The sequence below is a fragment of the Luteimonas campi genome (assembly GCF_051162505.1).
GTDB lineage: Bacteria > Pseudomonadota > Gammaproteobacteria > Xanthomonadales > Xanthomonadaceae > Luteimonas.
Window position 1 is genome coordinate 75,659 of record NZ_JBNWEM010000001.1, and the last position, 23,440, is coordinate 99,098.

The window sequence follows — 23,440 nt, forward strand, 5'->3', positions numbered from 1 at the left end:
GAAGGAAACGCGAGATGGACATGCCTGCCGTTCCGGCCGCCGCGGCGCTGCTGCCGGTGGCCGAACTCCGTACCGGCGATGTGCTGCTGATGATGGGGGAGGGTCCCCTGTCGGACCTGATCGCATGGGCCAGCGACAGCATCTACAGCCACGCCGCGCTGGTGGCCGATGCCGGCGATCTGGTCGAAGCCTCCACGGTCGGCGTGCGCCGCTATCCGCTGGCGACCCGCCTGGCCGACCAGGCGCATTACCACTTCATCGACGCGCTGCGCATGGAGGGCCCCGACGGGGCGCTGGACCAGGCGGATGGTGCCGCCGTCCTGGCCAGGGCGCTGGGCATGCTCGGTACGCCATACCCGGTCGACCAGCTGGCGCTGTTCGGCGCGATCATGGCGGTACGCGGCAAGTGGCCGGAGCATCCCTGGGGGCGCCTGCTCGTGCGTGTGGCCTTCGACCATGCCTTGCCGGAGCAGACCGGTCGCATGGTCTGCAGCGAAGTGGTGTACCGCGCCTACGCAGAGTGCGCGGTGCTGCCTCCAGGCCGCCTGACGCCCGTGATCGTGGTCGGGCCGCGCGGCACCACCCCGTTCCCGGAGATCGACTGGAAGGCGCTGTTCGACGAGATCTGGCCGCTGCTCCATCCCGAGGGGCAGGTGCGGCTGCAGCCCGCGCGACTGCGCCTGAATGCGCTGCGCAGCGGCGAACTGCAGGCGCTGCACGCCGATGCGGACGCGCTGCCCGGGATCAGCGATGCCGAGCTGGAAGCCGCACGCCAGGCGGTGCTGGGCCAGGGCGCCCTGCGTGCGGCGACGGCTTCCGACGCGGCGCTGCAGGCGCTGGACGGCGATGGCACGGTGATTCCGGATCCCAACCCGCGGCTGGTCTCGCCACAGGACCTCAGGGCCTCGCCGAGCCTGCGGTGGCTGGGCCGGCTGATGCAGCGCGGAGCGGATTGAGGTCGCGTCGGACACGACAGGGCGGCGACGACGGAACGCGTCGCCACGCGGCACTAGCCGAACAGCTTGCGCCGGGGCTTCAGTTGCCGCGTTCCAGCACCAGCTGCGGATCGATCCGGACGTCGAACCAGCTCATTCCCCAATGCAGATGCGGCCCCGTCGACCGGCCCGTCGACCCCACCGCTGCGACCACCTGTCCCTGTTCGACCCGGTCGCCCACCCGCACATCGATGCGCGACAGGTGCAGGAAATTGCTGCTGATGCCGTGGCCATGGTCGATCAGCAGGGTGCCGCCGGTGAGGTAGAGGTCCGCTTCGGCAAAGGTCACGATGCCGGCGGCCGGCGCCCGCACCGGAGTGCCGCTGGCCGCGGCGATATCCATGCCCGAATGCGGCGCTCCGGGCTTGCCGTTGTACACGCGCGCGCGGCCGAAGCGCCCGCTGATGCGGCCTTCGACCGGCTGGAGGAAGGGGCGGGCGAAATCCGCGCGGGCGTCGTCGCGCAGCCGGGCCTCGGCCACGCGCGCCTGCTCGCGGCGGATGCGTTCGGCGGTCGCCGGCGGCGGATCGACCGTCCTGGGCGGCACCCCGTCCACGCGCTGGAGGGGCCAGTCGCGGGGCGCGACCGCGATGCGGGCCTGCTCGCTGCTGCCGTCGGGGCGGGTGACCTGCACCGTCAGCGGCCCTGCGGTGTCGCGGCCGACCCCGAACACCACCGTGCCGTAGCCGGTCGTGCGCAGGCTGCGGCCGGCGTAATCGACCCGGCTGCCGGGCGGCACCTTGCCGATCACCATCGCACCCTGGGGCACGCTGGCCGGAAACACCACGCGCTGATCGGAGTCGACGCCTGCACCCTGCGCCGGCTCGTTGGATGCCGGGCAGGCCCAGGCCGACAGCAGCAGGGCGGCGGCCACCAGCGCCCGCGACAGCGGGCGTCGGCTCCACCTCAACGCGCGAACTCCAGACGCCTGCCGGCGGGCGCGCCGGCCAGCCGCGCGCCATCCCAGGCCAGCGCGCCATTGACCCAGGTCGAGGCGATCCGCGAGCGGAAGCGGGTGCCCTCGAACGGCGACCAGCCGCATTTGGACAGCACGTCCTCGCGGCGCACGGTGAACGGCGTGTCCTCGACCAGCACCAGGTCGGCGAAATAGCCTTCGCGCAGGAAGCCGCGTTCCTTCACGTCGAACAGCTGCGCCGGCGCGTGCGCGAACTTCTGCACCACGCGCGCGGTGTCGAAATGGCCCTCGTGCACGCATTCGAGCGCGGCGACCAGCGCGAACTGCACCAGCGGCAGGCCGCTGGGCGCGCGCACGTAGGGATTCTGCTTCTCCTCCCAGGTGTGCGGCGCGTGGTCGGTGGCCAGCACGTCGATCACGTCGTCGGCCAGCGCGGCCAGCAGCGCCGCGCGGTCGGAGGCGTCCTTGATCGCCGGGTTGCATTTGATCTGGTGGCCCAGGCGCGCGTAGTCGGCACGGTCGAAGCGCAGGAAATGGATGCAGGTCTCGGCGGTGATGCGCTTGCGGCTGCCGTCGGCGCGGATCATCGGCCCGCGCTCGAACAGCGCCAGTTCGTCGGCGGTGGAGATGTGCAGCACGTGCAGGCGGGTGTCGTGGCGCCGCGCCAGTTCCAGCGCCAGGCGCGTGGACTTGATGCAGGCCTCGCGCGAGCGGATGTCGGGATGGCAGGCGGCGGGGATGTCGTCGCCGTATTTCGCCCGGTACTCGGCCAGGATCGCGTCGATGGTCGGCGTGTCCTCGCAGTGCGTGATGATCGGCACCGGCGTGTCGCGGAAGATCGCGTCCAGGGTCTCGGGGTCGTCGACCAGCATGTTGCCGGTGGAGGCGCCCATGAACACCTTCAGGCCCGGGGTCGCCTTCGGGTCGATGCCGCGCACGTCCTGGAGGTTGTCGTTGCTGGCGCCGAAGTAGAAGCCATAGTTGGCGTGGGCGCGGCCGGCGGCGCGCGCGTACTTGTCCTCCAGCGCCGCGGCGTTCAGGGTCGGCGGGCTGGTGTTGGGCATGTCCATGAAGCTGGTCAGGCCGCCGGCGACGGCCGCGGCCGACTCGCTGGCGATGTCGGCCTTGTGCTCCAGACCCGGCTCGCGGAAATGCACCTGGTCGTCGATCATGCCGGGCAGCAGCCGTCGGCCGGCGGCGTCGACCACGGTCTCGCCAGGCCGTGTGGCCAGGCCGCTGCCGATGGCGGCGATCCTCCCGCCGGCAACGCGCAGGTCGCCCTCGAACTCCCGGCCCTCGTTGACCAGGCGGGCGTTGACGATCAGGGTGTCGGACATTCAGCCGTTTCCGTCGTTCTTGGGCGGCACGGGGTCGAGGCCGCCCGGGTGGAAGGGGTGGCAGCGGCCGATCCGGCGGGTCGCCAGCCAGCCTCCGCGCAGCGCGCCGAAGCGCCCGATCGCCTGCATCGCATACTCCGAGCAGCTGGGCGCGAAGCGGCAGCGCGGGCCGAGCATGGGGCTGATGAAGCGCTTGTAGACGCGCAGCAGGGCGATGAGGAGGCGGGCGATCACGGCGTGGGTGGAAAACTCCGGCGCGGTTGCCGCTGCCGCCGGGGCAGGGTATAACACCCCGCTTTTCCCGTCCAAGGGAATTCAGAGGGATTGCATCAAGTGGCAGTCAAGAAGTCGGCGAAAAAGCCCGCGAAGCCCGCGAAAACGGCCAAGACCACCGCCAGCAAGGCGGCCAAGCCCGCTGCCAAGGCAGTGAAGAAGGCCCCGGCGAAGAAGGCGGTCGCCAAGACCACCGTGAAGAAGGCAGTGGCGAAGAAGGCTCCGGCGAAGAAGGCCGCGGCGACGCGCGCGCCGGCCAAGCCCGCTCCGGTGAAGAAGCCGGCGGCCAAGGCCGCCCCCGCCCCGGCGAAGAAGGTGGCCAAGCCGGTCGCCAAGAAGGCGGCGGCGCCTGCGGTGAAGACCGCGCCGGCCAAGCCTGCGCCGAAGAAGGCCGTGGCTCCGGCCGCGCCGGTGGCGAAGAGTGCGGAAGTGAAGAAGGCCAAGGCGCCGGCAGCGGCGACCCAGCCCGTCAAGGCGTCTCCGGCCCGCGTCAGCAATGGCCCGCGCGTGCAGGGCAAGGTGGCCGTGGCGGTGACCACGCGCTCCTCCGCGCCCGCACCCAAGGCCAAGGTGAAGGTCGTGCCGTACGAGACCGACCCGGAGAGCGGCCGCCCGATCCTGCCGCAGGGCTACAAGCCCGCCGCGGACGAGGAGTACATGAACCCGCTGCAGCTGGAGTACTTCCGGCAGAAGCTGCTCACGCGCCGCGAGGAACTGGTCGAGGAATCGCGCCAGACGATCGAGAACCTCAAGGATGAAGTCCGCGATGTCGGCGACGAGGCCGAACGCGCCAGCCGCGAGACCGAGAACGCCCTCGAGCTGCGCACGCGCGACCGCTATCGCAAGCTGATCAACAAGATCGAGAGCATCATCCGCAGGGTGGACGAGGGCGACTACGGTTACTGCGTGGACACCGGCGAGGAGATCGGCCTCGATCGCCTCGAGGCGCGCCCACAGGCCGAGCGCACCATCGATGCCCAGGAACGCTGGGAACACCTGCAGAAGCAGATGGGCGACTGACGATCATGAAATACCCCGCTTCGGCGGGGTTTTTCATGGGTCAAGGTCATCCCGGAAGCTGATCGACGAGGCGGGAGCCGGGGGTACGCCCCCGACGGATCGCCACCAAGGGATACCTCGCCGTTACGCCCGGCGCTCACTTCAGTTCGCCGAGATGGAGGCGCCTGAGCCTGGGCGCCCGCCATGCCGTGACCGCGGCCACGCCCATGGTCACGCAGCCGCCCAGCACCACCGCCGGCACCAGCCCCAGTACGCGCGCCATCGAGCCTGCATAGAAGGCGCCGATCTCGTTGGAGGATCCGACGAACAGGCCGTTGATCGACGACACCCGCCCACGCATGTGATCCGGCGTCGCCACCTGCATGATGGTCGAACGCGTGACCACCGAGACCCCGTCGCAGACACCGGACAGCAGCAGGAAGCAGGCCGACAGCCAGAAGGCGGTGGACAGGCCGAAGCCGACCATGCACAGGCCGAAGCCGACCACCGCGCAGAGCAGGATCCGCCCGGCATTGCGGTCGAGCGGATGTCGCGCCAGCCAGACGCCCACGGCCACCGCGCCCAGGGCCGGCGCCGCGCGGAGGATGCCCAGCCCTTCCGGCCCGTAGTGCAGGATCTCGGCGATGAAAGCCGGCGCCAGCGAGATCGCGCCGCCGAACATCACCGCGAACATGTCCAGGGCCAGTGCGCCCAGCAGCACCTGGTGGCCGAACACGAAGCGCGCGCCCTCGGCGATGCTGGCGAAGATCGGCGCACGCTGCAGCTGCGGCGCCGGCTCGCTCACGCGCAGGCGGAGCATGGCCAGGGCGGCGCAGACGGCGAACCCGGCCGCCACGGCATAGGCCACGGGCTTGCCGGCCCAGCCGACCAGGAGGCCGCCGATCGCCGGGCCGGTGACCAGACCTCCCTGGAACACGATGCTGCCCAGGCTGGCGCCGCGCACGTACTGTTCGCGCGGCAGCACGCGCGCGAACAGCGCGTTGTAGACCGGACCGAGGAAGGCGCGCACGCAGCCGGTGAGAGCGATGGCGGCGTAGATCGCGGCGGTGCCGGCCGACGTCCACCAGCCCGCGGCGATCGCGACCAGCAGCAGGGGCGTGATCGCCAGGCAGGCAGCGGCGAACGCACCGAGGCGCCGCCGCGGCAGCACATCCACCAGATAGCCTGCGAACGGCGCCACGCAAAAGTAGGGCAGCACCTCGGCCAGGCCGATCAGACCCAGCATCCAGGGATCGCGGGTGAGTTCGTAGACGTGCCAGCCGACCGTGACCGCGACCACCTGGTAGGACAGGATCGTGAAGATCCGGAACCCCATCAGCAGCCGGAAGTCGCGGTTGCGCAGCGGCGCGGCGCGGCTGTCGGGGGATGGAGCCTCCGCGCGCGTGCTCACGCCAGGGCGCGCTGCGCAGCCTCGCGGATGAAGGCCAGCAGCGAGGCCAGGCCGTTGCTGCGCGTCGGCGAGAGGTGCCTGGCCAGCCCGATGTCGGCAATGTAGCTGGCGTCGGTGTCGAGGATCTCGCGCGCGCTGCGTCCGGAGTACACGCGCAGTGCGAGGAAGATCAGCCCCGAGACGATGGCCGAATCGCTGGCGGCGGCGAAATCCAGGCGCGATGCATCGCCCGAGGGCACGATCCAGACCATCGACTGGCAGCCGAGCAGGCGATGCTCCTCGATGCGCAGTGCATCAGGAAACGCGGGAAGCTTGCGGCCCAGGTCGATCAGGTACTGGTAGCGCTCGGACCAGTCGCTGAAAAATGCGAACTCGTCGCGGATCGCGGCCTGGGCCTCGGCGGCGGTAGGTTCGAGCGGGAAGGGGGAGTCGTTCACGGGGTTCCTGTGTTGTACGCGCTCTCCACGAAGGGGAGAGTCCGGGGAATCGATTGGCTCCCCCGTCGGGTAGGTCGATCCGGGTCCCGGCTTTGCGATCTCCCCGTCGACGGGTTCGGGCGCGGCGATGATGTGCTTGCTCCGTCCGTGCCCGTCCAGTCGGCTGCCGCGCGTGGGATTCGGAGCAACGCGGTCAGCCCCGCTTCCAGCGCACGCCCTGCGGCGTGTCCTCGAGCAGGATGCCTTCGCCGGCCAGCTGGTCGCGGATGGCGTCGGCGCGGGCGAAATCGCGCGCCTGCTTGGCGGCGGCGCGCTCATCGACCAGTGCCTGGATGCGGGCGTCGTCGTCGCCGGAGGTGCCGCGCGCGAACCAGGCCGACGGCACCTGCTGCAGCAGCCCGAGCGCGCTGCCGGCGCCGAGCAGTTCCGACTTCAGGCGCTGGCGCTCGTCGGCGGAGGTCGCCTTGCGCGCGTCGCCGGCGATGCGGGCGATCTCGGCCAGCGCCGCCGGGGTGTTGAGGTCCTCGTCCAGGGCGGCGTCGATCCCGGCAGGGATGACTGGCGCGGCGTCCAAATCGGCCAGGTCGCGCAAGGTGCCGTAGAGGCGGTCGAGCGTGCGCACGCTCTGCTCGATCAGGTCATCCGACCAGTCCAGCGGCTGGCGGTAGTGGGCCGAGAGCAGGGCGTAGCGCAGGGCCTCGGGCGGATGCGCCCGGACCAGGTCGTGGACCTTCTCGATATTGCCGACCGACTTGGACATCTTGGCGCCCGACAGCGTCAGCATGCCGTTGTGCAGCCAGGTCCGCGCGAACACGCGGCCGCCATGGGCGCATTCGCTCTGGGCGACCTCGTTCTCGTGGTGCGGGAACTGCAGGTCCACGCCGCCGGCATGGATGTCGATGGTCTCGCCCAGGTGGGCGGCGGCCATGGCCGAGCACTCGATGTGCCAGCCGGGGCGTCCCCGGCCCCAGGGCGAGTCCCAGCCGGGCAGGTCGTCGCTGGAAGGCTTCCAGAGCACGAAATCGCCCGCGCTGCGCTTGTAGGGCGCCACCTCGACGCGGGCACCGGCCAACATCTCGTCCGGGTCGCGGCGCGAGAGCTTGCCGTAGCCGTCGAAGGTCTCCACCGCGAACAGCACCTGGCCCTCGGCGGCGTAGGCGTGACCCGACGCGATCAGGCCCTCGATCATCGCCACCATCTGCGGGATGTGCGCGGTGGCGGCCGGTTCGATGTCCGGGGCGAATGCGCCTTCGACGCCCAGCGCCGCCATGTCCTCGCGGTACGCGGCAGCGAAGCGGTCGGTGATGACCGAGATCGGCACCCCGGCCTGGCGGGCGGCGGCGTTGATCTTGTCGTCCACGTCGGTGATGTTGCGTGCGTAGCGCAGGGCGCCGTGGCGGCGGCGGAGCAGGGCGGCCAGCACGCCGAACACCACCGGGCCGCGCGCATTGCCGATGTGCACGTAGTTGTAGACCGTGGGCCCGCACAGGTACATGGTCGGGCAGGCCGGGTCGGTCGGCGCAAAGTCCTCGGTCCGGCGGGTCAGGCTGTTGTACAGGCGCAGGGACATCGGCACACGGCGGGCGAAAGCAGGCAATTCTAGAGTGGTACGCGCCCCGGCGCACATCGCGCCCCGCTGGCGCCGTTCGCCCGAGCAGCGGTGCCGGTCCGGCCACGGTGGTCAGGATTCAGCCCGGGGCGGGCCACGGCGTCCTACACTGGCCGGGATGGTCCGTTCTGCATCTTTCCCTGCCGCCTGTCTTCGCCTGTGTGGCGCCGTGCTGCTGTGTGCCGCGCTGCCGGCTGCCGCCCAGCAATCCCTGACGCCGCCGCAGGAGAACGTACGCACCGAGTATGCCCAGGTGCTGCGCGCCGAGCCGGTGTACCAGACCCTGCGCGCGACCAGCATGGTGGAGCGCTGCGAGGCGTCCACGCCGGTCGAGGATGCGGAGGAGAAGACCGGCTTCGCCCGCGTGATCGGCGCGGTCAAGGGGGCGCTGACCCCCGACCCCAAGGTCGAGGAGGTGGCGCCCTCGGCTGGCGGCGAATGCCGGATGGTGCCGATGGAACGCGAGTTCCGGCGACCCATCGGTTACGACGTCGACTACGTGCACAAGGGCGTGAAGTACCGCTCGCGGCTGCCGGTCGACCCAGGCAACCGGGTGCAGGTGCGGGTTTCGGTGACCCCGGTGGTTGCAGGCGAAACTCCTTGAGATCGCAGCTTTCTGTTGCAGTGCACGGTCGCCCCGTGCGACGATGCGCCCCGTGAAAAACGCCCTTGCCCACGCCGACATCCTGACCTCCGCCCGCATGGCGGCAGGGATGACCTCGCGTGCGCGTCGACCGGATTCCTGCACCTGAGCTGGGTCGACCGGACGTTGTGTCCATCATGCCGAAACCCAGCCAGCAGGCTGGGTTTTTTCGTTTCTGTCCCGTCCACCGAACGTTTTTCCGCTACTGGATGCCGCCGATGAAGCATTTCCTGAATACGCAGGACTGGAGTCGCGCCGACCTGGATGCGCTGCTCACGCAGGCCGCGCTGTACAAGCGCAACCGCCTCGGCGACGAACTCAAGGGCCGGTCGATCGCGCTGGTGTTCTTCAACCCGTCCATGCGCACGCGCACCAGCTTCGAGCTGGGGGCGTTCCAGCTCGGTGGCCATGCGGTGGTGCTGCAGCCCGGCAAGGACGCATGGCCGATCGAGTTCGACCTCGGCACGGTGATGGACGGCGACACCGAGGAGCACATCGCCGAGGTCGCGCGCGTGCTTGGCCGCTATGTCGACCTGATCGGGGTGCGTGCGTTCCCGAAGTTCGTGGACTGGCAGTACGACCGCCGGGACGTGGTGCTGGAGTCGTTCGCGAAGTATTCGCCGGTTCCCGTGATCAACATGGAGACGATCACCCATCCCTGCCAGGAACTGGCGCATGCGCTGGCGCTGCAGGAACATTTCGGTACAGCCGACCTGCGCGGCAGGAAGTACGTGCTGACCTGGACCTACCATCCCAAGCCGCTCAACACCGCCGTCGCCAATTCGGCGCTGACCATCGCCACGCGCCTGGGCATGGACGTCACCCTGCTGTGCCCGACGCCCGAGTACGTGCTCGACGAGCGCTACATGGGCTGGGCTGCCGCGAACGTGGCCGAGAGCGGCGGTTCGCTGACCGTCAGCCACGACATCGAGAGCGCCTACGCCGGCGCCGACGTGGTCTACGCCAAGAGCTGGGGCGCGTTGCCGTACTTCGGCAACTGGGCGCCCGAGAAGCCGATCCGCGACCGGTTCCAGCACTTCATGGTCGATGAAGCCAAGATGGCGCTGACCAACAACGGCGTGTTCTCGCACTGTCTGCCGCTGCGCCGCAACGTCAAGGCCAGCGACGCGGTGATGGACTCGCCCAACTGCATCGCCATCGAGGAAGCCGAGAACCGTCTGCATGTGCAGAAGGCCGTGATGGCGGCGCTGGCGCGACAGTAACCCTTCCAGTTCCTCGCGCGGATGTCCCGTCGGAGCCGCGCGCCCCGACCCGTTCCAACCCCCCCAGACCCTTTCCGGCAGCGCCGGAGAGGGAGCACAGACCGAGAAACCGACCATGAGCCCCTCCGAATCCAAAGACATCGTCCTCGCCTTCTCCGGCGGGCTCGACACCAGCTTCTGCGTGCCCTACCTGCAGGAACGCGGCTGGACCGTGCACACGGTGTTCGCGGATACCGGCGGCGTCGACGCCGACGAGCGCGCCTTCATCGAGAAGCGCGCCGCCGAGCTGGGCGTCGCCAGCCATGTCACCGTGGAGGGCGGCCCCGCGATCTGGGAAGGCTTTGTCAAGCCGTTCGTGTGGGCCGGCGAGGGCTACCAGGGCCAGTACCCGCTGCTGGTCTCGGACCGTTACCTGATCGTCGACGCGGCGCTCAAGCGTGCGGCCGAGCTCGGGACCAACGCCATCGGCCACGGCTGCACCGGCATGGGCAACGACCAGGTGCGCTTCGACCTGGCGATCAAGGCCCAGGGCAGCTATCGCATCGTGGCCCCGATCCGCGAGATCCAGAAGGAGCACACCCAGACCCGCGCCTACGAGCAGGCCTACCTCGAGGAGCGCGGCTTCGGCGTGCGCGCCAAGCAGAAGGCCTACACCATCAACGAGAACCTGCTCGGCGTGACCATGTCCGGCGGCGAGATCGACCTGTGGGAGACGCCTGGCGAGGGCGCCCGCGGCTGGTGCGCGCCGCGCAGCGCGTGGCCGTCGGAGACGCTCACGGTCAGCCTGAAGTTCGAACGCGGCGAAGCGGTGGAACTCGACGGCAAGGCGCTGCCCGGCGACCAGATCCTGGCGCGGCTCAACAAGCTGTTCTCGCAGTACGGCGTGGGTCGCGGCATGTATACCGGCGACACCGTGATCGGCCTCAAGGGCCGCATCGTGTACGAAGCGCCGGGCCTGGTCGCGCTGCTGACCGCGCACCGTGCGCTGGAGGAGGCGGTGCTGTCCAAGCAGCAGAACCGCTTCAAGCCCGAGGTCGCGCGCAAGTGGGTGGAACTGGTGTACGAGGGATTCTTCCACGATCCGCTCAAGACCGACCTGGAGGCGTTCCTGGCCTCGTCGCAGGCGACGGTCAGCGGCGAGGTGGTGCTCGAGACCCGCGGAGGCCGCGTCGACGCGGTGGCGGTGAAATCGCCGCACCTGCTGCACTCCAAGGGCGCCACCTACGCCCAGTCGGCCGACTGGGGTGTGGAGGAGGCCGAAGGCTTCATCAAGCTGTTCGGCATGAGCAGCACGCTCTGGGCCGAGGTCAACCGCTGATCCGCCCGGGCGATCGCCCGTTCCCCAACCCCGCCGTTTCCAGGTGCAACGACCGCACACGATGAACGACCTGCTCGCTTCCACGCTCTCGCACCTGGAGAAGCTGGTGTCCTTCGACACCCGTAATCCGCCGCGACAGATCACCACCGGCGGCATCTTCGACTACGTGCGCGCCCAGCTGCCGGGCTTCCGCATCGAGGTCGTGGATCACGGCGCAGGGGCGGTTTCGCTGCTGGCCACGCGGGGCGATCCGACCCGGCTGTTCAACGTGCATCTCGACACCGTGCCATCGTCGCCGCACTGGACGGCGGATCCGCACGTGCTGCGCGTGGATGGCGAGCGCGCCGTCGGGCTCGGCGCCTGCGACATCAAGGGGGCCGCGGCCGGGCTGATCGCCGCTGCCCAGGCCACCCAGGGCGATGCCGCCTTCCTGTTCACCAGCGACGAGGAGGCCAACGATGCCCGCTGCATCGCCGCCTTCCTGGCCCGCGACCATGGCTTCCGCCATGTGGTGGTCGGCGAGCCGACCGGCTGCGAGGCGGTGCTGGCGCATCGCGGCATCAGCGCGGTGCGGATGGCGTTCCGCGGCCGTGCCGGTCATGCCTCGGGCGCCGAGGCGATGGAAGCCAGCGCCCTGCACCAGGCGGTGCGGTGGAGCGGACGCGCACTGGATTTCGTCGACCTCGAAGCGCATCGCCGCTTTGGTGGACTCACCGGCCTGCGCTTCAACATCGGCAGGGTCGAGGGCGGGATCAAGGCCAATGTGATCGCGCCTGCGGCCGAGGTGCGGTTCGGTTTCCGGCCCTTGCCCTCGCACGATATCGAACAACTGCATGCCGCCTTCCGCGGCTTCGCCGCGGCCGAGGCGCTGGAGGCCTATGAGGAGACCTTCCGCGGTCCGCCGCTGCCGGCCGGCGACGTCGCCCACGCCGAGGAGCGACGGCTCGCCGCACGCGACCTGGCCGACGAACTCGGCCTCCCCGTCGGCAACGCGGTGGACTTCTGGACCGAGGCCTCGCTGTTCTCCCAGGCCGGCCTGACCGCACTGGTGTTCGGCCCGGGCGACATTGCCCAGGCCCATACCGCCGACGAGTGGGTTTCGCTCGACCAACTGGAACGCTACGGCGGCATCGTCCGCGACATTCTCAGCCAATGAACATCGAAGCCAACCGGCAGACCCGGCAAACCATCGTGCGCCTGCTCTCGAGCATGGCCAGCGCGAAGGAGATCAGCCAGTACCTCAAGCGTTTCTCGCAGATCGACGCCAAGCGCTTCGCCGTGGTCAAGGTGGGCGGTGCCGTGCTGCGCGACGACCTGGACGCGCTGACCTCGTCGCTGGCCTTCCTGCAGGAAGTGGGCCTGACCCCGATCGTGCTGCACGGCGCCGGCCCGCAGCTCGACGCGGAGCTGTCCGCGGCCGGCATCGAGAAGCAAACCGTCGGCGGCCTGCGCGTGACCTCGCCCGAAGCGCTCGCGATCGTGCGCCGCGTGTTCCAGGTGTCCAACCTGGCCCTGGTTGAGGCGTTGCAGCGCAGCGGCGTGCGCGCGACCTCGATCACCGGAGGCGTGTTCGAGTCCGACTACCTCGACCGCGACACCTACGGCCTTGTGGGCGAGGTGAAGCGGGTCAACCTGGCGCCGATCGAAGCCAGCCTGCAGGCTACCTCGATCCCGGTGATCGCCAGCCTCGGCGAGACTCCCGGCGGCCAGATCCTCAACATCAACGCCGATTTCGCCGCCAACGAGCTGGTGCGCGAGCTGCAGCCGTACAAGATCATCTTCCTCACCGGCACCGGCGGCCTGCTCGACGCCGATGGCAAGCTGATCGATTCGATCAACCTGACCAGCGAGTACGAGCACCTGATGCAGCAGCCGTGGATCAACGGCGGCATGAAGGTGAAGATCGAGCAGATCAAGGACCTGCTCGATCACCTGCCGCTCGAGTCCTCGGTGTCGATCACGCGGCCGGCGGACCTGGCCAAGGAACTGTTCACCCACAAGGGTTCGGGCACCCTGGTCCGCCGCGGCGAGAAGGTGCTGCGCGGCACCCGCTGGGACGAGTTCGACCTCGATCGCCTGCGCGGGCTGATCGAATCGAGCTTCGGCCGGCGCCTGGTGCCCGACTACTTCGAGCGCACGCCGTTGCTGCGTGCCTACGTCAGCGAGAACTATCGCGCCGCCGTGATCCTGACCGACGGCGGCGGCGAGACCTACCTGGACAAGTTCGCGGTGCTCGACGACGCCCAGGGCGAAGGCCTGGGGCGCGCGGTCTGGAACGTGATGCGCGAGGAAACGCCGCGGCTGTTCTGGCGTTCGCGCCACCACAACCAGATCAACATCTTCTACTACGCCGAGTCCGACGGCTGCCTCAAGCAGGAGAAGTGGAAGGTGTTCTGGTATGGCCTGGACGGCTTCGCCGACATCGAGCGCTGCGTGGCCCACTGCGCCACGCGCCCGCCGACGCTGCTCGATTGATGGACGCGCACGCGCTGCCGCCCGCCTGGCGCACGGTGCCGCGGTTGTCCGGGCGCCACGTCGCGCTCGAACCGCTGGCCCGCAGCCATGTGCCGGGCCTGTGCGCGGCGGTGGAGGGCAGCGGCCTGGAACGGCTGTGGTACACCAATGTGCCCGCGCCAGGGCAGGTGACGGCCTATGTCGATGCCGCGCTGGCGGCGCAGGAGGCGGGCAGGGCGATGCCGTTCGCGGTACGGGCTGCAGACGGGGAGATCGTCGGCAGCACGCGGCTCTACGGCCTGGAGCCGGACGTCCCCAAGCTGCTGATCGGCTACACCTGGTACGCGCCTCGGGTGCAGCGCACCGGCCTGAACACCGAGTCCAAAGTGATGCTGCTGCGCCACGCCTTCGAGACCCTGGGCTGCGTCAACGTCAGCTTCGAGACCTCCTGGTTCAACCATGCTTCGCGCGCGGCGATCGCCCGCCTGGGCGCGCGGCAGGACGGCGTGCTGCGCAACGCCAAGCGCCACGCCGACGGGTCGCTGCGCGACACGGTGGTGTTTTCCATCCTCGACGGCGAATGGCCCGCCGTTCGACGCAACCTGCAGTTCCGACTGGACGCACATCCATGAGCAAGCATTCCATCGGCATCGTCGGTGCGCGCGGCCACACCGGCGCCGAGCTGATCCGGCTGGTCGCGGCGCATCCGCAACTGGAGCTGGCCTTCGTTTCCTCGCGCGAACTGGACGGCCAGCGCGTGGCCGACCACAGCGATGCCTACCGCGGCGAGCTGCGCTTCGAGAGCCTGGACCCGGCCGCGGTCGCCGCCAAGGCTGCGGACGTGGTGGTGATGGCGCTGCCCAACGGCAAGTGCGTGCCCTTCGTGCAGGCGATCGACGCCGCCGCGCCGCGGACGCTGGTGGTGGATCTGTCCGCCGATCACCGGTTCGATCCGGCCTGGTACTACGGCCTGCCGGAGATCACGCGCGGCAACTACAGCGGGCACAGGCGCATCAGCAACCCCGGCTGCTACGCCACCGCGATGCAGCTGGCGATCTGGCCGATGCTCGAGCTGCTGGCCGGACCGCCGCAGTGTTTCGGCGTATCGGGCTATTCCGGCGCGGGCACCACGCCCTCGGACAAGAACAACGTCGAGCTGCTGCGCGACAACCTGATGCCCTACGCGCTGGCCGACCACGTGCACGAACGCGAGGTATCGGCGCAGCTCGGCGTGCCGGTCGAGTTCATGCCCCATGTCGCGCCCCACTTCCGCGGCATCACCATGACCGTGAACCTGTGGCTGCGCGAGCCGGTCCAGGCCGACTGGGTCCTGGCGCGCTACCGGCAGCGCTACGCGGGCGAGCCGCTGGTGCGCGTGCTGGAACAGGCGCCCTGGGTGAGCCGCATCGCGGGAGAACATGGCGTGGAGATCGGCGGTTTCACCGTAGCCCCGGGCGGCAAGCGGCTGGTGGTGGTGGCCACCGAGGACAACCTGCTCAAGGGCGCGGCCACCCAGGCGATGCAGAACATCAACATCGCGCTGGGGCTGCCCGAACTTGCTTCGATCCCGGCGTTCAAGGAGGTTTCCCATGGCTGAGCTGCTCTGGCAGAAGTCCGGCGTCGCGGTGGATGCCCAGATCCAGCGCTTTCTGGCCGGCGATGACGTGATCCTGGACCGCGAGTTCTTCCTCCACGATATCGCCGCCAGCCGCGCGCATGCCGAAGGCCTGCAACGCATCGGCATCCTGTCGGCCGATGAACTGGAAGGCCTGGTGCGCGAACTGGGCGCGCTGGCGGAGGACTTCCGCAGCGGCGCCTTCGTGCTTGACGAGCGCTACGAGGACTGCCACTCCGCGATCGAAGCGCGCCTGACCGAGCGCCTGGGGGATGCCGGCCGCAAGATCCACACCGGCCGCAGCCGCAACGACCAGATCCTGGTCGCCACCCGGCTGTGGCTGAAGGAGAAGCTGGCCCGCGTGGCCCAGCTCTCGCGCGAAACGGCGAAGGTCGCGCTGGACCGCGCCGCGGCCGAGAAGAACCTCCCGCTGCCGGGCTACACCCACATCCAGCGCGCCGTGGTGTCCTCGGCCGGCATGTGGTGGGCGGGCTGGGCCGAGGCCTTCATCGACGATGCCGTTCGCGCCGCCGATACCCTCGAACTCCTCGACTGCAATCCGCTCGGCACCGCCGCCGGTTATGGCGTCAATCTCGCGCTCGACCGTGAACACACCACCGCCGCGCTGGGCTTCGCGCGCATGCAGGTCTCGCCGGTCTACGCGCAGCTCTCGCGCGGCAAGTTCGAGCTCGCCGCGCTGGAGGCCCTGGGCAGCGCCACGCTCGACCTGCGCCGCATCGCCTGGGACCTGTCGCTGTACACCAGCGCCGAGTTCGGCTTCGTCGCGCTGCCGGCGCAGTACACCACCGGCAGTTCGATCATGCCCAACAAGCGCAACCCGGACGTGATCGAGCTGATGCGCGCCACCCACGCCAGCGTGGCGGCCGCGCGCACCGAGATCGAGCAACTGCTGTCCCTGCCGTCGGGCTACCAGCGCGACCTGCAGGCCTCCAAGGGCGCGATCTTCCACGGCTTCGGCCGCGGGCTGGCGGCGCTGGAGCTGCTGCCGGCGCTGCTGGCCAACCTCGAATGGCGCGAGGAACGGCTGCGCGCGGCGATCGACTCGGGCATGTACGCCACCGATGTCGCGGTCGAGGCGGCGATTGCGGGGATCCCGTTCCGCGAGGCCTACAAGGCCGCCGCCGCCGGCGCCGAAACGGCCGGCCAGGGGCGCACGCCCGAGGGAAGCCTCGCCGCACGCACCTCGCCGGGTGCGGCCGCGGACCTTCGCTTGGACGAACTGCAGCGTCGCTGGGAGGCGCTGTGAACGCGATCGCGCCGCGCCACCTGGTCGTGCTGATGCGCCGGCCCGGCTTCGACGAGCGCCTGGTCGCCCCGCACCTCGACTTCCTCGATCAGCTGCGTGCGCAGGGCCTGCTCGAACTCAACGGCGGTTTCGCCGATCGCAGCGGTGGGGCCTACCTGCTGCGCGGGCTCGCCGGCCTGGCCGAGGCCGAGGCGATCGTCGCCCGCGATCCGCTCGTCGTGCATGGCGCCTCCGACGCGGTCGTGCACGAATGGCTGGCGCGTTGATCCCGTGAGCGCCTCGGTCTTCTCCGAGCAGCGCCTCCCGCCATGGCGGCGCGCCGTGCTGAAGGTGGGCAGCAGCCTGCTGGCGGCGAACGGCGGAGGACTGTCGACGGCCCACGCGCAGGCGATCGCCGGCTTCGTCAACGCCTGCCACCAAGCCGGCCGCCAGGTGGTGGTGGTCTCGTCCGGCGCGGTCGCCGCCGGGCGCGCGATCATGCGCGAACAACCGCACGATGGCGCGGAAATGGCCGAACGCCAGGCGCTGGCCGCTCTGGGCCAGGCCCGGCTGATCGGCTTCTGGCAGGGGCTGCTCGACCGCCAGGTGGCTCAGGTCCTGCTGACCCACGACGACCTGCGCAACCGCCGCCGCTACCTCAACGCGCGCGCCACGCTGTCGGCCCTGCTGCGCCACCGCGCGGTGCCGGTGGTCAACGAGAACGACACCGTCTCGGTCGACGAGCTCAAGCTCGGCGACAACGACAACCTCGCCGCCATCGTCGCTGCGTTGGTCGATGCCGACGTGCTGTTCATCGCCACCGACATCGACGGGCTCTACGACGCCGATCCGCGCCGCAACCCCGATGCGCAGCCGGTGGAAGTGGTGTCCCAGATGACGCCGGCGCTACTGGCGGCAGCTGGCGGTTCGGGCAGCGCGGTCGGCACCGGCGGCATGCGCACCAAGCTCGAGGCTGCGCAGCGCGCTTCGGCCGCGGGCGTGTCCACGGTGCTGTTCAACGGCACACGCGCCGAGGTGCTGGAAGGCCTGGCGCGCGACACCCTGCGCGGTACCCGCATCCACGCGCTACGCAGCCGCGTGGCGGTGCGCAAGCACTGGCTGCAGAACGCGCCGGCCGAAGCCGGCGGCATCGTCATCGACGAGGGTGCGGCCAATGCCCTGGTCGAAAAGGGAGCTTCGCTGCTGCCCGGCGGCGTGTTGACGGCGGACGGCGATTTCCGCCGCGGCGACATGGTCGAGGTGCGGCTGCGTACCGGCGACGGCACGCAGCGCGTGGCGCGAGGCGTGAGCCAGTACTCGGCCGCCGACATCCGCCGCATCGCGCGCCGCCATTCGCGCGAGATCGAATCGGTGCTGGGCTACAGCTACGGCGGCACGGTCATCCATCGCGACGACCTGATGCTGGTGTGACGCGCTCCGTTGCGGCGGCAACCGTCGGTCGCGATGCAGCGGCGCTGCATTAACATCGTGGCTCGAACGTCCCACTCCCGGCAGCCCGCCCCATGATCGACATCCGCCAGCTCGCCCTCCAGTGTCGAGACGCCGCGCAGGTACTCGCGACACTGCCGACCGCGGCCAAGGACGCGATGCTGCGGGCGATGGCCGACGCGCTGGAAGCCGACCGCGACGCGATCCTCGCGGCCAATGCGCAGGACCTCGAAGCCGCATCCGCGAAGGGCGTCGGCGGGGCGATGCTCGACCGGCTGCGCCTGGACCCGGCGCGGGTGACCGGTATCGCGCAGGCCTTGCGCGAGGTGGCCGCGCTGCCCGATCCGGTGGGCCAGGTCACGCGACGCGACTCGCGGCCCAACGGCATCTCGGTCGAGCGCGTGCGCATGCCGCTGGGCGTGGTGGCGATGATCTACGAAGCCCGTCCCAACGTGACGGCCGACGCCGCGGCGCTGTGCCTGAAGGCCGGCAACGGCGTGATCCTGCGCGGCGGCAGCGAGGCGATCCGCTGCAACACCGCGATCGCGGCCAGCCTGCATCGCGCGCTCGAGGCGGCTCGAGTACCCGCCGCCGCCCTGACCCTGGTGCAGGACCTGCGCCGCGAGACCATGGTCGCGCTGCTGCAGCTCAACGACATCGTCGACCTCGCCATCCCGCGCGGTGGAGAAGGCCTGATCCGCTTCGTGGCCGAGCACGCCCGGGTGCCGGTGATCAAGCACTACAAGGGCGTCTGCCATCTCTACGTGGATTCGGACGTGGACCAGGACCTCGCGCTGCGCCTGCTGGTCGACGGCAAGGTATCGCGCCCGAGCGCCTGCAACGCCCTCGAGACGCTGCTGGTCCATGCGGCCGTGGCCGACGCGTTCCTGCCCCGGGCGGTCGAGGCGCTGCGCGCGCGCGGCGTGGAACTGCGCGGCGACGCCGCCTCACGCGCCCTGGCCCAGGGCGTGGCCGCGGCCTCGGAGGCGGATTTCGACACCGAACACCTCGACCTGGCGATCAACCTGCGCGTGGTCGAGTCGATCGAGATGGCCATCGACCATATCCGCCGTCACGGTTCCGACCACACCGAGGTCATCGCCACCCGCGACGAGGCCAATGCGCGCCGCTTCGTCGAGCAGCTGCGGTCTGCGGTGGTGATGGTCAATGCCTCGTCGCGCTTCAGCGACGGCGGCGAACTCGGCCTCGGCGCCGAGATCGGCATTTCGACCACGCGCCTGCATGCCTATGGGCCGATGGGCCTGGAGGCGCTCACGATCGAGCGTTTCGTGGTCCGGGGAGAGGGCCAGACCCGCAACCTCCACGGCTGATCGACGCGCGGGCGCGCGGCGTCGGCGGCGGCGTCACGCGGCCAGGGCGTCGGCCTTGGCGGCGCAGATGAAGTCGTTCTCGCTCAGCCCGCCCACGTCGTGGGTGGAAAAACGCACCACGCAGCGGTCGTAGTGCACGCCGAGGTCGGGGTGATGGTCTTCACGGTGCGCGATATGGGCCAGCGCGTTCACGAAGGCCATCGTCCGGTAGTAGTCGTCGAACCGGAAGGTGCGGGTCAGCGCACGGCCTTCCTCGGCCAGCTCCCAGCCGGGAACCTCCGGCAGCAGCTCGCGCACCCGGGCCTCCCCGAGGCGGTGCCCGACGCCGCGGCGCGGAATACAGTGGGCCTGGACGAGCGGAACGAGGTCCGACATGGCGGGATCTCCTGGGACGGGGCGGCGCGGGATGAACGGACCTTGTTCGAAAGTCCCTTCCCGCGGCGCGATGAACGGGTGGAACGCCGGGCTGTCCTAGAATACGTGCAAAGACGGACAGGACCATGATCGAGATCACCGATACCGCCCAGACGCATTTCCGCAGGCTGATCGAACGCGAGGCGCTGCCTGGGCTCGGCGTGCGGCTTGCGGCCGTGCACGCAGGCACGTCCAAGGCCGACGTGCAGCTGGAATTCGCCGAACCGGGCGACCTGCGCGGCGACGAGTGGGCGATCGACTGCGAAGGCTTCACGCTGTGGCTGGACGCGGGCAGCGCCCCGTTCCTGGACGGCGCACGCATCGACTACGAGACCCGCGCCACGGGCGGGCAGCTGCAGATCCGCGCGCCGAAGATCAAGGGCCAGGCGCCGCCGGAATCGGCCTCGATGGTCGAACAGGTGCGCTGGCTGATCGAATCGGAGATCAATCCGCAGCTGGCGTCCCATCGCGGGCACGTCTCGCTGCAGGAGGTGACTGCCGACGGCGTGGTCGTGCTGCGCTTCGGCGGCGGCTGCCACGGCTGCGGCATGGTGGATGTGACGCTGAAGAACGGCATCGAGCGCAGCCTGATGGACAAGGTGCCGGGCGTCACCGCAGTGCGCGACGCCACCGACCACGAGACCGGCACGGCGCCGTACATGCCGCGCGGCGACGGCTAACGGAACGCGCCGCGGGTGTTCTCTTCCAGCGAACTGCTCGAGGCGATCCAGCGCCAGTTGCGCAAGGGACGCTCGATCCGGCCGCCAAGGGCGGCCGGGGAGTTTCCGCCGGGATGGAAGGAGTGGTTCACCGAAGATCCCGCGCAGCCGCGCAAGAGCGCGCGCGCCGTCGACGCGGTGCTGGCCGTGCTGCTGGTCCGCACGCCGGTATATCGCCGTGGCTACCGCCGGCTCAACGGTTTCCAGGCCTTTCTGCGGCTGTGGCGCTACGACTGGCGCGAACAGCCCCTGCCGGACCGCCGCACCCGCGTGGCATCGATGTCGCTGTCCCTGCTGCTGCACGTGCTGTGGCTGCAGCTGATGCTGTTGCTGATGGTGGCCAACCCGCCGGGCGAGGACGCCGAGCGTCTGGGCGAGAACGTGACCCAGGTGGAATTCATCGGCGAAGGCACGCCGGAGGAAGAGGGGGGCGGTGCGCAGCAGGCGGAGGTGCCGGTGCCGCAGGTGGCGGCCGCCCCCGCAGCTGCCGCACCGGCTGCCGCCGCAAGCGCACCTCAGGCCGCGCCGGCGCTGCCGCCACCCTCGGTGGCCGAGACCGAGGTCCCGCCCGAGGTCGTGCCGCCGCCGGTGGCCGAGCAGCCGCTCGAGGTCACCGAAACCGCCGAGCCCGACAGCGAATTCGTCCTGGTGCCGCCGCGTCTCGACGCCTTGCCCACGCCGTCCGCGACGCCGCAGCTGGATGCGCCGGCGCCGGAGGTACGGGTAGCCGAGATCCCGCTTGAAGCGGTGCCGCCGCAGGTGCAGCCGCTCGCGCGGCGCGATATCGATGTGCCCGACGTGCGCCAGCCCGAGGTGGAGATCGTCGAGCGTGCCGTGCCGGCGCCGGTCGCCGAGGTCCGGCTGCGCAGGCCGCAACCGACGCCCGTCGCACCGGAACTGCGTCGCGACGGGCCCGCGCTCGCCCAGCGCGAGATCGAGTTGCGCGCGCCTGCACAGGGCACGGCCAGCGCCGAGGCCACGGCCGAACGTGGCAGCGCCTCCCCGGCCCCGGCCAGCGGACAGACGCCGGCGGGCCAGGCCGCCGCTGGCGGCACCCGCGAGGCGGGGCAGGGCGCATCGACCACTGCGTCCACCACCGGTTCGGGCGCGGCGCCGCGTGCGCCGCCGGGCGCGCTGCCCTCGCCGCGCCGCGGCGACGACTGGGGCGATTCCGATCGCAATGTGCCTGGCGGGCAGGCCGGGAGTGGCTCGGGGCTGTTCAATGCGGACGGCAGCCCGCGCCTGGCCGGCAATACCGGCGCCGTCGGCGGAGGCCTGCCCCCGGGCACGATCACCGAGGACTACGAGAAGATCGACCGCATGGGCACCTGGCTCAAGCGGCCGCCGATCGGTTACGAGCCGACCGCGTTCGACCGCTTCTGGGTGCCGCACGAGACCCTGCTCCAGGAATGGGTCCGACGCAGCATCAAGGAAGTGCTGATTCCGATCCCGGGCACGGGCAAGCGCATCAAGTGCGCGGTGGCGATGCTGATGCTCGGCGGCGCCTGCGGTATCACCGATCCGAACATGCTCGACATCGAAGCCGAGGCGCGCAAGCCGCCGGACGTGCCCTTCAAGCCCGAGTTGCAGCAGGACCAGGACAGCCTGCGCCCGCCGCCGGGCAGCTGATGCGTGCGAGGGGGCGGGGGTGTGCAATCCTCGTCCGTCGCCGGAGGCCTCGCGTCACGCGTGCAGCGATGCCCAGGCGAGCCGCGAATGCCGCGGTCGCCGGCGTGAGCCGCGGCCGGTTCGCTGCACCGGGGTTGGCCGCCTGGCTGACACGGGTACGGGACGGCCCACCGTCCGGGCAACGACGGGCCGCGTCCCGGCGGCCGGCGGGCGGTCGGGCAAGGCATGGATGTCTTGCGCGGCACAGGCGCATGTCCGCGCGAATGCCCCGGACTGCTTACACAGCTGCACAGGAGTCCTGACCGGGCGGAAAGCGACGCCGCGACAGGCGCAGGTGGCCAGCTCACACGGGAAGACAGGCTGTCCCCTGCATCCAATCTCCACTTCGGAAAAGAGACATGAAAAAGCCCGCACGCGGCGGGCTTGTTCACTGGCCTGCGGCCTGGATCAGTGGGCGCCGTGCAGGTCGCGCAGCTCGGACGGCCGCGAAGCGAAGTAGGCCGACAGGTCCGCGATCTGCTGGTCGGTCAGGTTGACCGCCTGCTGCGACATCAGTGCGTGCTCGCGACGGCCGTCGCGATACTGGACCAGCGCATGCTCGATGTAGTCGTAATACTGGCCGCCGAGCTTGGGATAGGTCTCGTCCAGCGGCTGGTTGCCGTCGGCGCCGTGGCAATCGATGCAGGACTGGCCGGTGGCCTGGCCCTTCACGTTGGCCTGCGCCTCGCCCTCGGCGATGCGGCCTTCAGGCAGGCCGGCCGAGGAGGACATCTGGCTGCCCAGGCCGTCGTCGTCGCCACCGCCACCGCAGGCGACCAGCGCCAGGGCGATCAGGACAGGCAGGGTGATGCGGCCGGCGTGGCCGGCGATACGCGCGAGACTCATGGCTTCAGCTCCGACAGGAAGGCGGCGATGTCGGCGATGTCCTGGTCGGAAAAGCTCTGCGCCTGCGCCTCCATGGTCGGGTGCTTGCGGGTGCCCTTCCGGTACTCGGTCAGCGCGTTGGTGAGGTAGACCGCCGACTGGCCGCCGATCTTGGGCACGTGGTAGGTCGGGTACACGTTGCGGTAGCCGACGATGCCGTGGCAGCCCAGGCAGGTATAGGTCAGCATGCGCCCGCTCTCGGCATTTCCCGCCAGTGCGGCCGGCGTCGTCGGAGCCGCCGGCTGCGCCGGCGCGGCAGCCGCCTGGGTCGGGGGGGCGGCATCGGCAGGCGCGGCCTGCTCTGCGGTGGAGGTGGCTTCCTGCGCCTGGGCGCTGTGCGGCAGCGAGGCCAGCACGAGCACGGCGGCGAGGCTGGCGGCGATCGTCAACGGTCGCGTCATGGAGTGGTTCCGCAATCCTGTGGCTGATGGCTGGGTGGACCGGATGGCAACGGCTCGGCCGTCGCGCAATCGCCGCAGTATAGCTTGCGCTCAACGG

24 protein-coding genes are annotated in these 23,440 nt (G+C 70.4%); 15 read left to right on the forward strand and 9 right to left on the reverse strand.

Going from position 1 to position 23,440, the window contains the following annotated elements:
• The first annotated feature begins 14 nt into the window (after positions 1–14).
• Positions 15–956, forward strand: coding sequence for a hypothetical protein (locus tag ACQYVW_RS00340; RefSeq protein WP_434945660.1), 942 nt, complete (start codon positions 15–17; stop codon positions 954–956).
• A gap of 79 nt (positions 957–1,035) precedes the next feature.
• Here the strand turns inward: ACQYVW_RS00340 and ACQYVW_RS00345 are convergent, their stop codons facing one another.
• Genes ACQYVW_RS00345 through yidD form a run of 3 tightly spaced genes read right to left on the reverse strand, consistent with a single transcriptional unit; the run spans position 1,036 to position 3,425 of the window.
• Positions 1,036–1,884, reverse strand: a complete 849-nt coding sequence (locus ACQYVW_RS00345; protein WP_434934311.1) for a M23 family metallopeptidase — start codon at positions 1,882–1,884, stop codon at positions 1,036–1,038.
• A gap of 17 nt (positions 1,885–1,901) precedes the next feature.
• Positions 1,902–3,248: a dihydroorotase gene (locus tag ACQYVW_RS00350; protein WP_434945661.1), complete on the reverse strand. Its 1,347-nt coding sequence runs from the start codon at positions 3,246–3,248 to the stop codon at positions 1,902–1,904.
• The gene (gene yidD, locus ACQYVW_RS00355) at positions 3,249–3,425 is read right to left on the reverse strand and encodes a membrane protein insertion efficiency factor YidD (protein WP_434934310.1); all 177 of its coding nucleotides are present in this window, start codon (positions 3,423–3,425) and stop codon (positions 3,249–3,251) included. It abuts the gene before it with no gap.
• Positions 3,426–3,581: 156 nt separating this feature from the next.
• Here yidD and dksA point away from each other — a divergent pair, with 156 nt between their 5' ends.
• Positions 3,582–4,541 carry an RNA polymerase-binding protein DksA gene (gene dksA / locus ACQYVW_RS00360; protein ID WP_434945662.1) on the forward strand — a complete coding sequence of 320 codons (960 nt, stop codon included), beginning with the start codon at positions 3,582–3,584 and terminating at the stop codon, positions 4,539–4,541.
• 136 nt (positions 4,542–4,677) lie between these two features.
• On the opposite strand, the gene ACQYVW_RS00365 is transcribed toward dksA, so the two are convergent.
• From ACQYVW_RS00365 to cysS, 3 genes are all read right to left on the reverse strand, one after another.
• Positions 4,678–5,856 carry an MFS transporter gene (locus ACQYVW_RS00365; RefSeq protein WP_434934309.1) on the reverse strand — a complete coding sequence of 393 codons (1,179 nt, stop codon included), beginning with the start codon at positions 5,854–5,856 and terminating at the stop codon, positions 4,678–4,680.
• A gap of 71 nt (positions 5,857–5,927) precedes the next feature.
• Positions 5,928–6,368, reverse strand: coding sequence for a SufE family protein (locus tag ACQYVW_RS00370; RefSeq protein WP_434934301.1), 441 nt, complete (start codon positions 6,366–6,368; stop codon positions 5,928–5,930).
• 193 nt (positions 6,369–6,561) lie between these two features.
• Positions 6,562–7,938, reverse strand: a complete 1,377-nt coding sequence (gene cysS, locus ACQYVW_RS00375; protein WP_434945663.1) for a cysteine--tRNA ligase — start codon at positions 7,936–7,938, stop codon at positions 6,562–6,564.
• A 157-nt stretch (positions 7,939–8,095) separates the two neighbouring features.
• Here cysS and ACQYVW_RS00380 point away from each other — a divergent pair, with 157 nt between their 5' ends.
• The 11 genes from ACQYVW_RS00380 to ACQYVW_RS00430 all read left to right on the forward strand — a co-directional run bounded on the left by ACQYVW_RS00380 (position 8,096) and on the right by ACQYVW_RS00430 (position 19,256).
• Complete coding sequence (locus ACQYVW_RS00380; protein ID WP_434945664.1) at positions 8,096–8,581, forward strand: hypothetical protein; 486 nt, start codon at positions 8,096–8,098, stop codon at positions 8,579–8,581.
• 257 nt (positions 8,582–8,838) lie between these two features.
• Positions 8,839–9,843 carry an N-acetylornithine carbamoyltransferase gene (locus tag ACQYVW_RS00385; protein ID WP_434934298.1) on the forward strand — a complete coding sequence of 335 codons (1,005 nt, stop codon included), beginning with the start codon at positions 8,839–8,841 and terminating at the stop codon, positions 9,841–9,843.
• A 115-nt stretch (positions 9,844–9,958) separates the two neighbouring features.
• Entirely contained in the window at positions 9,959–11,161 is a 1,203-nt protein-coding gene (locus tag ACQYVW_RS00390; RefSeq protein ID WP_434945665.1) for an argininosuccinate synthase, read from the forward strand.
• Positions 11,162–11,222: 61 nt separating this feature from the next.
• Positions 11,223–12,317 (forward strand): acetylornithine deacetylase, encoded by a 1,095-nt coding sequence (locus ACQYVW_RS00395; RefSeq protein ID WP_434945666.1) that lies wholly within the window; start codon positions 11,223–11,225, stop codon positions 12,315–12,317.
• Positions 12,314–13,636, forward strand: a complete 1,323-nt coding sequence (locus ACQYVW_RS00400; protein ID WP_434945667.1) for an acetylglutamate kinase — start codon at positions 12,314–12,316, stop codon at positions 13,634–13,636. Before ACQYVW_RS00395 ends, ACQYVW_RS00400 begins: the two co-directional genes overlap by 4 nt.
• Positions 13,636–14,247 (forward strand): GNAT family N-acetyltransferase, encoded by a 612-nt coding sequence (locus ACQYVW_RS00405; protein WP_434945668.1) that lies wholly within the window; start codon positions 13,636–13,638, stop codon positions 14,245–14,247. Before ACQYVW_RS00400 ends, ACQYVW_RS00405 begins: the two co-directional genes overlap by 1 nt.
• Positions 14,244–15,212, forward strand: coding sequence for an N-acetyl-gamma-glutamyl-phosphate reductase (argC, locus tag ACQYVW_RS00410; RefSeq protein ID WP_434934293.1), 969 nt, complete (start codon positions 14,244–14,246; stop codon positions 15,210–15,212). The genes ACQYVW_RS00405 and argC overlap by 4 nt, the downstream gene beginning before the upstream one ends.
• The gene (gene argH / locus ACQYVW_RS00415; RefSeq protein WP_434945669.1) at positions 15,205–16,497 is read left to right on the forward strand and encodes an argininosuccinate lyase; all 1,293 of its coding nucleotides are present in this window, start codon (positions 15,205–15,207) and stop codon (positions 16,495–16,497) included. Before argC ends, argH begins: the two co-directional genes overlap by 8 nt.
• 32 nt (positions 16,498–16,529) lie before the next feature.
• A complete protein-coding gene (locus tag ACQYVW_RS00420; RefSeq protein WP_434946240.1) occupies positions 16,530–16,763 on the forward strand; it encodes a YciI family protein in 234 nt (77 codons plus the stop codon).
• Entirely contained in the window at positions 16,720–17,907 is a 1,188-nt protein-coding gene (gene proB / locus ACQYVW_RS00425) for a glutamate 5-kinase (protein ID WP_434945670.1), read from the forward strand. Before ACQYVW_RS00420 ends, proB begins: the two co-directional genes overlap by 44 nt.
• Positions 17,908–18,002: 95 nt before the next feature.
• Positions 18,003–19,256, forward strand: coding sequence for a glutamate-5-semialdehyde dehydrogenase (locus ACQYVW_RS00430; protein ID WP_434946241.1), 1,254 nt, complete (start codon positions 18,003–18,005; stop codon positions 19,254–19,256).
• Positions 19,257–19,289: 33 nt separating this feature from the next.
• Here ACQYVW_RS00430 and ACQYVW_RS00435 read toward each other — a convergent pair whose 3' ends face one another.
• Positions 19,290–19,631 (reverse strand): 4a-hydroxytetrahydrobiopterin dehydratase, encoded by a 342-nt coding sequence (locus tag ACQYVW_RS00435; protein ID WP_434934289.1) that lies wholly within the window; start codon positions 19,629–19,631, stop codon positions 19,290–19,292.
• A 125-nt stretch (positions 19,632–19,756) separates the two neighbouring features.
• On the opposite strand from ACQYVW_RS00435, the gene ACQYVW_RS00440 reads away from it, so the two are divergent.
• Both ACQYVW_RS00440 and ACQYVW_RS00445 read left to right on the forward strand, forming a co-directional pair.
• Entirely contained in the window at positions 19,757–20,350 is a 594-nt protein-coding gene (locus ACQYVW_RS00440) for an NfuA family Fe-S biogenesis protein (protein WP_434934288.1), read from the forward strand.
• A gap of 15 nt (positions 20,351–20,365) precedes the next feature.
• Positions 20,366–22,018 carry a hypothetical protein gene (locus ACQYVW_RS00445; RefSeq protein ID WP_434945671.1) on the forward strand — a complete coding sequence of 551 codons (1,653 nt, stop codon included), beginning with the start codon at positions 20,366–20,368 and terminating at the stop codon, positions 22,016–22,018.
• 447 nt (positions 22,019–22,465) lie between these two features.
• Here the strand turns inward: ACQYVW_RS00445 and ACQYVW_RS00450 are convergent, their stop codons facing one another.
• Complete coding sequence (locus ACQYVW_RS00450) at positions 22,466–22,903, reverse strand: c-type cytochrome (protein ID WP_434945672.1); 438 nt, start codon at positions 22,901–22,903, stop codon at positions 22,466–22,468.
• Entirely contained in the window at positions 22,900–23,343 is a 444-nt protein-coding gene (locus ACQYVW_RS00455; protein WP_434945673.1) for a c-type cytochrome, read from the reverse strand. The genes ACQYVW_RS00450 and ACQYVW_RS00455 overlap by 4 nt, the downstream gene beginning before the upstream one ends.
• Between the last annotated feature and the right edge of the window lie 97 nt (positions 23,344–23,440).